We start from the raw sequence: 8,900 nt of genomic DNA, 5'->3' as shown, positions 1-8,900 counted from the left end.
GCCCGCGTCCGGGGCGGCGGCCCGGCCCCGTCCCCTCCGTCGCGGCCGGGCGCCGGCACGGACGGCGGACCCGCGTGCGTGGCGGGCCGCCGTCCGGTCTTCGAGTGCCCCGTTCTGCGGAGTTTGCGCAGCGGCGGTACGGAGGCGGGCGGTCACACACCCTCATCGCCCGGTCGCGGACGCTGGTGTCACGGCGCGTCAGGTCCGGGGGGAGCGACGGCGTTGCGTCGCGGTGCCCGTGGACCCCGGCCCGGGCCTGGGGCGGAGCTGCGGGTTCCGATAGCCTCGGGGTTGTGACGGAACAGCACGAACAGCCTGCGCACACGTTCGAGCGGGGCACGGACGGGCCGAAGGTCATCGTCGTCGGCGTGGACGGCTCGGACTCCTCGATGCGTGCCGCCGCGTACGCGAGCGGTCTGGCCCGGCGCCAGCACGCGCTGCTGGCGGTGGTGTACGTGCAGCCGGTGTTGGCGGCCGGGGCGGCGCTCGGGGCGCCGGTGGCGGAGACCACCGACGAGATCGCCGAGGACCTGGTCGCGCAGATCCGGGAGGCGGCCGAGCGGGTCAAGGGGATATTCGAGGTGCGCTGGGAGTTCCACACCTTCCGCGGTGACCCCTACAACGGGCTGGTGCAGGCGGCGGACGAGCTGAAGGCGGACGCTGTGGTGGTGGGCGCCTCGGAGCAGGCCGGGCACCGGATCATCGGCTCGGTGGCGGTCCGGCTGGTGAAGGCGGGGCGCTGGCCGGTGACGGTCGTACCGTAGGGCGCCGCAGCAGGGGGCCGACAGCATCCCGGCCCCGGGCGAGCGCGGGGACACGGTCCGGCGTGAGCCGTGCGTGGCGTCTTCCCTGAGGGTCCTCGCTGAGCCATCATGATCCGCCGTCAGCCGTTTGCCGTCGGCGAAGAGGTGAGGCGTATGGCCAAGCTCCGCATGGGTGAGGGGATTCTCCGCCGCAAACCCATCGAACACATCGAGGAGACGGAGGTCGGCGAGGGCACCCGGCTGGACAAGTCGCTGGGGCTCTGGCAGCTCACCGCCATCGGCGTGGGCGGCATCATCGGCGCGGGCATCTTCACGCTGGCCGGCACGGTGGCGAACGGCACGGCGGGTCCCGCGGTGCTGGTGTCCTTCCTGATCGCCGGCGTCGCGAGCGCCTGTGCGGCGCTGTCGTACGCCGAGTTCGCCGGGCTGATCCCGAAGGCGGGGTCGGCCTACACGTACGGGTACGCGGTGCTCGGCGAGTTCGCGGGCTGGTTCATCGGCTGGGACCTGCTGCTGGAGTACACCGCGATCGTGGCCGTGGTGGCCATCGGGATCTCCGGCTACTTCAGCTTCCTGGTCGAGGAGCTGGGCGCCGACCTGCCGCAGTGGATGCTGGGCGCGCCCGGCACCGGGGACGGGCACCGGGTCGACCTGTTCGCGGCCCTGCTCTGCCTGCTGATCGCCTGGCTGCTCACCCTGGGCATCCGCAGCGCGGCCCGCTTCGAGACGTTCGTGGTCGTGCTGAAGGTGCTGGTGGTGCTGCTGGTGATCGGGGTGGGCGTCTTCCACATCACCACCGCGAACTACCGGCCGTTCTTCCCGTACGGCATCGGCGGGGCGTTCACGGGCGCCGCGACCGTGTTCTTCGCGGTGTTCGGCTACGACGCGATGTCGACGGCGGCCGAGGAGTCGAAGGACGCCCAGCGGCACATGCCGAAGGCGATCATCTACTCGCTGGTGATCTCCATGGTGCTGTACGTGGCAGCCTGTCTGGTGCTGACCGGCATGCAGAACTACAAGGACATCGACAAGGAGAGCGGCTTCTCCACGGCGTTCAAGTCGGTGGGGCTCGACGCGCTGGCGGACGTGATCGCGGTCGGCGCGATCATCGGCATCCTCACCGTGATGTTCACGTTCATGCTGGGCGTGACCCGGGTGTGGTTCGCGATGTCCCGGGACGGGCTGCTGCCCCGCTGGTTCGCCCGGACGCACCCGACCCGGCACGTGCCGACCCGGGTGACCTGGATCGTCGGGCTGGCCTCGGCCGCCATCGCCGGGTTCGTCCCGATCGGCGAGGCGGCCGAGCTGACCAACATCGGCATCCTGCTGGCGTTCGTGGTGGTGTGCGCGGCGGTGATCGTGCTGCGCTACCGGCAGCCGGAGCTGCCGCGCACCTTCCGGACGCCGTGGATGCCGGTCGTGCCCGCCCTGGGCATGGTCTTCTCGATCTGGCTGATCACGTTCCTGCAGTGGCAGACCTGGGCGCGGTTCGCGGTGTGGTTCGCGCTCGGCTGCGTGATCTACTTCGGCTACTCCTACCGGCGCTCGGTGCTGGCCACCCGGGAGACCGCCGGCTGACCGGCGGCCGGTCACTCCGCCATGACCAGGCCGTCCTGCGCGGCCCCCCGGCTGAGCACCACGTCCCGGATCCGGTCGCGCACGGCCTGGAGTTCGGCGCCCTGCGAGATGGCCCGGTTCAGATCGACGACCCGGCCGGCGTCGAGGTCGTACAGCTGCGGGACGAATTCGGCCTTGGTGACCCGCCAGCGCTCGCCCGGCCGGGCGGGCGGGGCGAAGGTGAAGCGGCCGAGGGTGGACTCGTTGCCCCGCGGGTCCTGGGCGCCTTCGCCGTTGTACATCTCGCCGGCGATCTGGTCGCCCATCCCGTAGATCACCCAGGTGCCGTTGACCTTCTCGTAGGCCTGCGGGACGTGGGCGTGCGTGCCGAGGATCAGGTCGATGTCCGGGTGGCCGTCGGTGGCCGAGGCGGTGAGCCGCCGGGCGAGGTCGAGCTGCAGCCGGTCGGGCTCGTCCTGCCATTCGGTGCCCCAGTGCACGGAGAGCACGACGACGTCGGCGCCGGCCTGCCGGGCGGCGCGGGCGTCGGCGATCATGCGGTCGGGGTCCATCAGGTTGACCGCCCAGGACTGGCCGGGCGGCAGCGGGTTGCCGTTGGTGCCGAAGGTGTACGACAGGTGGGCGACCTTGGCCGTGCCCGCCCGGAGGATCGTGACCGAGCGGGCCTCGGCCTCGCTGCGGGCGGTCCCGGCGTGCCGGAGGCCGGCCCGGTCCATGGCGTCGAGGGTGCGCCGGATGCCGTCGGCGCCGTCGTCCAGGGCGTGGTTGGAGGCGGTGGAGCAGCCGTCGTAGCCGGTGGCGGCGAGGGCGTCGGCGATCTGCGGCGGGGACTTGAAGTCGGGGTAGCCGGCGTAGTCGCCGTCGGCGCCGTAGACGGTCTCCATGTGACACAGCGCCAGGTCGGCGCGGGAGACGACCGGTTCTACGCCGGCCAGCATGGGGCGGAAGTCGTGGCCGCTGCCGCCGGCGTCGAAGGAGGCCCGTTCGATGACGGAGGTGTGGGGCAGGACGTCCCCGGAGGCGACGAGGGTGAAGCCGCGGGCCGCGGTGGGCGCCGAGCCGCCCTGCGCGCCGGACTCCCGGTGCTGGTTCTGGCAGGCCGCCCCGGCCGCGAGGACGGCGGTCAGGGCCAGGGCCACCTGCTGTCTGCGTCCGATCATCAACTCACCCCAGGTTTGTCGTATATACAGACGAAGCCGTGACGGGCATATGGGTATGAAGCTGATGTGTCGGATAAACAGCTCGGGTCGTGACATTAGCCCGTCCGGGGTCTCGCTGGACCGCTCGGCCGACCGTTCGCCGACGCGATCGACCGTCCGTCGCACAACCCGGCCCGCCCCCTGTGCGCCGGCCGCGCCCTGCGCTGCGATACGGCCATGACGGCCGGAACCTCACTCACCCACGGGACGACGACCGCCGAGCACGAGCTGGCCGCGCTCCAGCGCGAGCACGGCGGCCCCCTGTTCGCCCTGCTGTTCAGGCTCTGCGACGGAGACCGCCAGCGCGCCGAGGACCTGGTGCAGGAGACCCTGGTGCGCGCCTGGCAGCATCCCGAGGCACTGCACGCGGACGGCTTCGACTCCGTACGGCCCTGGCTGCTCACCGTGGCCCGGCGGCTCGCCATCGACGCCCGGCGGGCCCGGCAGGCACGGCCGCCCGAGATCGGCGACGAGGTCCCCGAGAACGCCAGCGTGAGCGCCGACCACGCCGAGCGGGCCGCTGCGATGCTCGACGTCCGGGAGGCTGTGAAGACACTCACGCCGGAGCACCGTGACGTCCTGGTGCTCGTGTATTTCCTCGGGGCCAGTGTGGCGGAAGCGGCGCAGACCCTGGGGATTCCACCCGGTACCGTGAAGTCCCGCGCGTACTACGCGCTGCGCGCCCTGCGCCGGGTCCTTCCCGGTTACGCGGCCGACCTGCGGTGAAACCGGAAGCCTGGTCAAACCTCGGTAAAGCGCCTTGCTGTGGCCCCCGTTCGGGCAATGGGCTGTCCTCATCCGCGTTCCGGTCGGGGGCGGCCCGGGGTTCGGGCGACGCGCACGTACCGGAGGAAGGCAGGAAGGCATGCTGCACAGAGGTCACGAGAGCACGGACGGCACCGGCGGCGGTGAACTCGCCGTCCCGATGGCGTGGTTGTACGCCGAGTACATCGCCGACGAGCTGCTGCGCACCGGCGATCTGATGCCGCCGACGTCCTTCGAGTTCCGGGCCGGCCGGGACGCCCTGGCGCTGACCGTCTTCCTGTCCGACACGGACGGGGAGCTGTCCGGCATCCGGGTGATCTCCCAGCTGGAGAACTGGCTGTCGCTGACCGCCTACGACCAGCCGTGGCGGGACTGGGTACGGGGACGCATGGCCGAGCTGACGGAGCGGGCGGCCGGCTCCGGCGCCCCCTCCCCCGACCTGGCGCTGGCGGCGGACGCCTGGCGGTGGCTGGAGGAGACCGAGCTGCTCGCGCCGGACCTGGACGCGGTGCCGGGCGGCGCGGTGTCCGGGGAGGACGAGGGGCCGAAGGTGTGGACGCCGGCCTGGCGGCTCGGGCTGCCCCTCGGGCACCTCGCGATCCACCTCTTCTGAACCTCCCGGAATTCACACCAATCCGCGGGCCGGACCGCTCCGAATCTCTTGTCCGCGATTCTGCGCGTGGCTTGAGTGATTCGGCGGTCGGCTGCGTACGGGTGGGAGCAAGGAGTAACCCCACCCGCACCCATCGGCACGAGGATTCGGCATGAGGTCCCTGGAAAGGCATCGCGACGCCGGCGCGTACGCGCTCGGCGTGCTGGACGAGGCGGAGGCCTTCCGCTTCGAGGACCACCTCATGGAGTGCCCTCAGTGCGCGGCACACGTGACCGAGTTCGGGCCCACGACCCGGCAGCTGCTGCTGTACCGCCGGGCCACGCCGCGTTTCGTGCACCCCATGGCACAGCCCGGTCCCCGGCTGCTGGACCGGTTGCTCGGCGAACTGGCGCACCGGCACCGCACACGGCGCCGCCGGCTGCTGTACGGCCTGGCCGCCTCGGTGGTGCTGGCCGTGGCCGGCCCGGGCATCGTGGCCTTCGCCGGCCACACGGAACCGGCCGCGCGGGTCACCGCGGCGACCGATCCGCGCACCGGGGTGTGGGCACAGGTCACCTCCGCGGACCACGACTGGGGGAGCGACCTGCGCCTGGAGGTCAAGGACGGCTCCGGACGGCACACCTGCCGGCTGGTCGCGGTCGGCCGCGACGGCACGGAGGAGGTCGTCGCCGGCTGGACCAACCCCGGTGACGGCGCCCGGCCCACCACCGCGTTGGGTGCCGCCGCACTGCACCCGGACCAGATCGCGCGCTACGAGGTCCGCACGGCGGAGGGAAAGCTGCTGGTCACGGTGGGGGCGCCGTAGCGGGGCCGGATCGCGGAGGAGCGCCGGTCGCGGTTTTCGCGGCAGCCGGCGCCGAGCCCCGCGCTCATTTCAGCAACCGGGACAGTCTGCGGTCGGCCAGGGGCTTGCCGCCCGTCTGGCAGGTCGGGCAGTACTGGAGCGAGGAGTCGCTGAAGGAGACCTCGCGGACGGTGTCGCCGCACACCGGACAGGGCTCGCCGGTACGGCCGTGGACGCGCAGTCCGCTCTTCTTCTCCGTCTTCAGCCGCCCGGCCGCCACGCCCCGGGACCGCTCGACCGCCTCGGTGAGCGTGTCGCGCAGCGCCGTGTACAGCCGGTGGACCTCCTCCGGGGTCAGGGAGGCGGCGAGCTTGAACGGGGACATCTTCGCGGCGTGCAGGATCTCGTCGCTGTAGGCGTTGCCGACGCCCGCGATCAGCGACTGGTCGCGCAGGGCGCCCTTCAGCTGCCGCCGTTCGTCCCGGAGCAGGGCGGCGAAGCGGTCCTCGTCGAAGTCGGCGGCGAGCGGGTCCGGGCCGAGGCGGGCGATGCCCGGCACCTCCCGCGGGTCGCGGACCACGTACACCGCGAGGCGCTTCTGGGTGCCGGCCTCGGTCAGGTCGAAGCCCTCGCCCGTCTCCAGCGCCACGCGCAGCGCCAGCGGGCCCTTGCCGGGCTTGGGCGGGCCGTCCGGCAGCCGGTCCCTCCACTGGAGCCAGCCCGCGCGGGCCAGATGGGCGACCAGATGGAGCCCGCCGTCCGTCTCGACGTCCAGGAACTTGCCGTGCCGGCGCACGGCCGTGACCTCGGCGCCCTCGACGGCGGTGACCGGCGGGTCGTACGTCTTCAGGACGCTGACGGCGACCGGCAGCACCCGCACCAGGCGCCGTCCGACCAGGTGCTCGGTGAGGAAGTCCGTCAGCGCTTCTACCTCGGGCAGTTCCGGCATACGTCCAGAGTGCCATCCGGCACCGACAACGCCCCGCGGTCCCGTCCGGACCGGTGCCTACGGCAGCCGGAACTCGCACCACACCGCCTTGCCGCCGCCCCGCGCCTCCACCCCCCAGGCGTCGGCGAGCCGGTCCACCAGGAGCAGACCGCGGCCGGAGACGCCGTCCTCCCCCGCGTCGCGGCGGCGCGGCAGGGCGCTGGAGGCGTCCTCCACCTCGATGCGCAGCCGGCGCTCGCGGCCGACCAGGGACCGCAGGGTGACGACCGCGGAGCCCTCGGTGTGCAGCAGGGCGTTGGTGATCAGCTCGTCGGCGGCCAGCTCGATCTCGTCGGCGCGGTCGCGGGCGCCCCAGGCGCGGACCGCGGCGCGGATCATGTGCCGGGCCTGGACGAGGGCCTCCGGGTCGCCGGGCGCCACATGCTGCTGGAGCCGGCCGGCGGGGCGCGCGGCCTCGGGGGCGCGGCGGCGCAGCAGGAGCAGGGCCACGTCGTCGTCGCCGCCCTGCTCCTCGGACCGCTGGATCAGCCGGTCGGCGAGGTCGCGCACCTCGTCCGGGCCGTCCGCGACGAGCGCGGTGAGGCTGCGCATGCCGTCGTCGAGATCGGTGCCGGGCTGCTCGACGAGCCCGTCGGTGCACAGCAGCAGGGTGTGCCCGGGGTCGAGTTCGAGGGTGGCGACGGGGTACTCCAGCCGGCCGAACTCGGCGGACAGCCCGAGCGGCAGCCCGCCCTCGACCGGGATCCGGGCGCAGCTGCCGTCGCTGCCGCGGACCAGCGGATCGATGTGTCCGGCGCGGACCATCTGGACGACTCCGGTGGACAGGTCGGCCTCGGCGTACAGGCAGGTGGCGAACCGGTCGGTGTCGAGTTCGTGGAGGAAGACGGAGGCGCGGGCCATCACGGTGGCCGGGGTGTGGCCCTCGGCGGCGTAGGCGCGCAGCACGATCCGCAGCTGGCCCATGACGGCCGCCGCGTGCGTGTCGTGGCCCTGGACGTCCCCGATGACCGCGCCGACCCGGCCGCCCGGCAGCGGGATCAGGTCGTACCAGTCGCCGCCGATGTCCCGGCCGAGGGCCGCCGAGCGGTAGCGGACCGCGACGTCGGCGCCGCGGACGCTGGGGATGGTGCGGGGCAGCATGGCCTGCTGGAGGCCCTGGGCGAGGTCCTTCTCCTGCTCGTAGAGCATGGCCCGCATGAGGCTCTGCGCGATGCTGCTGCCCAGCGCGACCAGGACGGCGCGCTCCTCGGCGGAGAAGCCGCGCCGGTCGTCGTAGAGCAGGCCCATCGCGCCGATCGGGCGGGCCTGGGCGATCAGGGGCAGATAGGCGGCCGAGGTGATGTGCAGGTCGGTGATGTGCGGCCAGAGGATCGGGTAGCCCGCGGCGAACTCCTCCGGGGACTCGATGAACCGGGGGGTGAGCGTGCGGACGACCTCGCTCATCGGGTACGGCTCGTCGATCCGGGTGACCCGGGTGCCGGGGACGAAGCTGCCGGCGGGCCCCTCGGCCACCAGCCGGATCCGGCCCGCCTCCATCAGGCCCATCACCAGGCTGGCGGCGCCCAGATGGCGGACGCCGTGGGTGTCCTTGAGCACGTCGATGACGTCCTGGACGCTGCGGGCGTGGGCGAGGGCGGCCGAGATGACCTGGACGACGCTGGTCTGCTGCCGGAAGGCCTCCTCCTGGGCGGCCCGGAGGCTGCGGGCGGTGCCGTCGGCGAGTTCGTCGGTGGCGTCGCGGACGATGCCGACGACCCGGCGCGGGCGGCCCGTCTCGTCGCGCCGGATGTAGCCCTGGGTGTGCGTCCAGCGCAGGGTGCCGTCGCGGCAGCGGATGCGGAAGTAGGCGCCGTAGTTCTCGCTGCCGTCCTTGATCGCCCGGGCGATCACCGCGTCCAGCCGGGCGGACTCCGGCGGCGGCACCCGGACGGCCAGGCTCTCCGGGCGTCCGTCGTACTCCTCGGGCCGCAGGTCGAACACCTCGAAGGCCTGGGCGTCCATGTGGAAGAGACCGGCGTCCAGGTCCCAGTCGAAGCTGCCCATGCGGTTGAGCGCGAGGATCGGGTCCGGGTGTGCGGGCCAGTCCTCCGGGAGTGACAGGGCGCTCGCTCCCCGATCGGCCATGGGGCCCAGATTGCCAGCATCCGGCCGATTCTTCGACTTGATCGGCGGGCGCTGCCGGGAACGGGCGGGGCGGCGGTGCGGCACCGGTGGCCGGGCTCAGGCGCCGGCCCGGCCGGCCGGGCCG

8 protein-coding genes are annotated in these 8,900 nt (G+C 73.1%); 5 read left to right on the top strand and 3 right to left on the bottom strand.

The annotated features are described in order from the left end of the window. Positions 1-293 precede the first annotated feature (293 nt). Together CCN44_RS25235 and CCN44_RS25230 are read left to right on the top strand one after the other, a co-directional pair. On the top strand, positions 294-764 hold the full coding sequence (locus CCN44_RS25235; RefSeq protein WP_059246654.1) for a universal stress protein: 471 nt from the start codon (positions 294-296) through the stop codon (positions 762-764). Positions 765-917: 153 nt separating this feature from the next. Next, entirely contained in the window at positions 918-2,342 is a 1,425-nt protein-coding gene (locus CCN44_RS25230; protein WP_086699790.1) for an amino acid permease, read from the top strand. Between the two features lie 11 nt (positions 2,343-2,353). Here the strand turns inward: CCN44_RS25230 and CCN44_RS25225 are convergent, their stop codons facing one another. Further along, positions 2,354-3,502, bottom strand: a complete 1,149-nt coding sequence (locus tag CCN44_RS25225; protein ID WP_059246652.1) for a CapA family protein — start codon at positions 3,500-3,502, stop codon at positions 2,354-2,356. Positions 3,503-3,718: 216 nt separating this feature from the next. Between CCN44_RS25225 and CCN44_RS25220 the strand changes: the two genes are divergently transcribed. The 3 genes from CCN44_RS25220 to CCN44_RS25210 all read left to right on the top strand — a co-directional run bounded on the left by CCN44_RS25220 (position 3,719) and on the right by CCN44_RS25210 (position 5,724). Beyond that, positions 3,719-4,267, top strand: a complete 549-nt coding sequence (locus CCN44_RS25220; RefSeq protein ID WP_059246651.1) for a sigma-70 family RNA polymerase sigma factor — start codon at positions 3,719-3,721, stop codon at positions 4,265-4,267. Positions 4,268-4,406: 139 nt separating this feature from the next. Then, positions 4,407-4,919 carry a hypothetical protein gene (locus CCN44_RS25215; RefSeq protein WP_059246650.1) on the top strand — a complete coding sequence of 171 codons (513 nt, stop codon included), beginning with the start codon at positions 4,407-4,409 and terminating at the stop codon, positions 4,917-4,919. 151 nt (positions 4,920-5,070) lie between these two features. Then, positions 5,071-5,724 (top strand): zf-HC2 domain-containing protein, encoded by a 654-nt coding sequence (locus CCN44_RS25210; RefSeq protein ID WP_059246649.1) that lies wholly within the window; start codon positions 5,071-5,073, stop codon positions 5,722-5,724. 64 nt (positions 5,725-5,788) lie between these two features. Here CCN44_RS25210 and CCN44_RS25205 read toward each other — a convergent pair whose 3' ends face one another. Both CCN44_RS25205 and CCN44_RS25200 read right to left on the bottom strand, forming a co-directional pair. Continuing rightward, the gene (locus CCN44_RS25205; RefSeq protein WP_086699786.1) at positions 5,789-6,652 is read right to left on the bottom strand and encodes an Fpg/Nei family DNA glycosylase; all 864 of its coding nucleotides are present in this window, start codon (positions 6,650-6,652) and stop codon (positions 5,789-5,791) included. A gap of 57 nt (positions 6,653-6,709) precedes the next feature. After that, positions 6,710-8,776 carry a SpoIIE family protein phosphatase gene (locus CCN44_RS25200; RefSeq protein ID WP_086699783.1) on the bottom strand — a complete coding sequence of 689 codons (2,067 nt, stop codon included), beginning with the start codon at positions 8,774-8,776 and terminating at the stop codon, positions 6,710-6,712. Positions 8,777-8,900: the final 124 nt, after the last annotated feature.

The organism is Streptomyces tricolor, assembly GCF_002155905.1.
Lineage (GTDB): Bacteria > Actinomycetota > Actinomycetes > Streptomycetales > Streptomycetaceae > Streptomyces > Streptomyces tricolor.
Note: the sequence above shows the minus strand (reverse complement) of the source record. Positions and strands in the feature narration are given on the sequence as shown.

Excerpts from the sequence above, each read along its gene's own strand:
- CCN44_RS25230 (WP_086699790.1), top strand. The coding sequence starts at position 918 with ATGGCCAAGCTCCGCATGGGTGAGGGGATTCTCCGCCGCAAACCCATC.
- CCN44_RS25225 (WP_059246652.1), bottom strand. The coding sequence starts at position 3,502 with ATGATCGGACGCAGACAGCAGGTGGCCCTGGCCCTGACCGCCGTCCTC.
- CCN44_RS25220 (WP_059246651.1), top strand. The coding sequence starts at position 3,719 with ATGACGGCCGGAACCTCACTCACCCACGGGACGACGACCGCCGAGCAC.
- CCN44_RS25215 (WP_059246650.1), top strand. The coding sequence starts at position 4,407 with ATGCTGCACAGAGGTCACGAGAGCACGGACGGCACCGGCGGCGGTGAA.
- CCN44_RS25210 (WP_059246649.1), top strand. The coding sequence starts at position 5,071 with ATGAGGTCCCTGGAAAGGCATCGCGACGCCGGCGCGTACGCGCTCGGC.
- CCN44_RS25205 (WP_086699786.1), bottom strand. The coding sequence starts at position 6,652 with ATGCCGGAACTGCCCGAGGTAGAAGCGCTGACGGACTTCCTCACCGAG.
- CCN44_RS25200 (WP_086699783.1), bottom strand. The coding sequence starts at position 8,776 with ATGGCCGATCGGGGAGCGAGCGCCCTGTCACTCCCGGAGGACTGGCCC.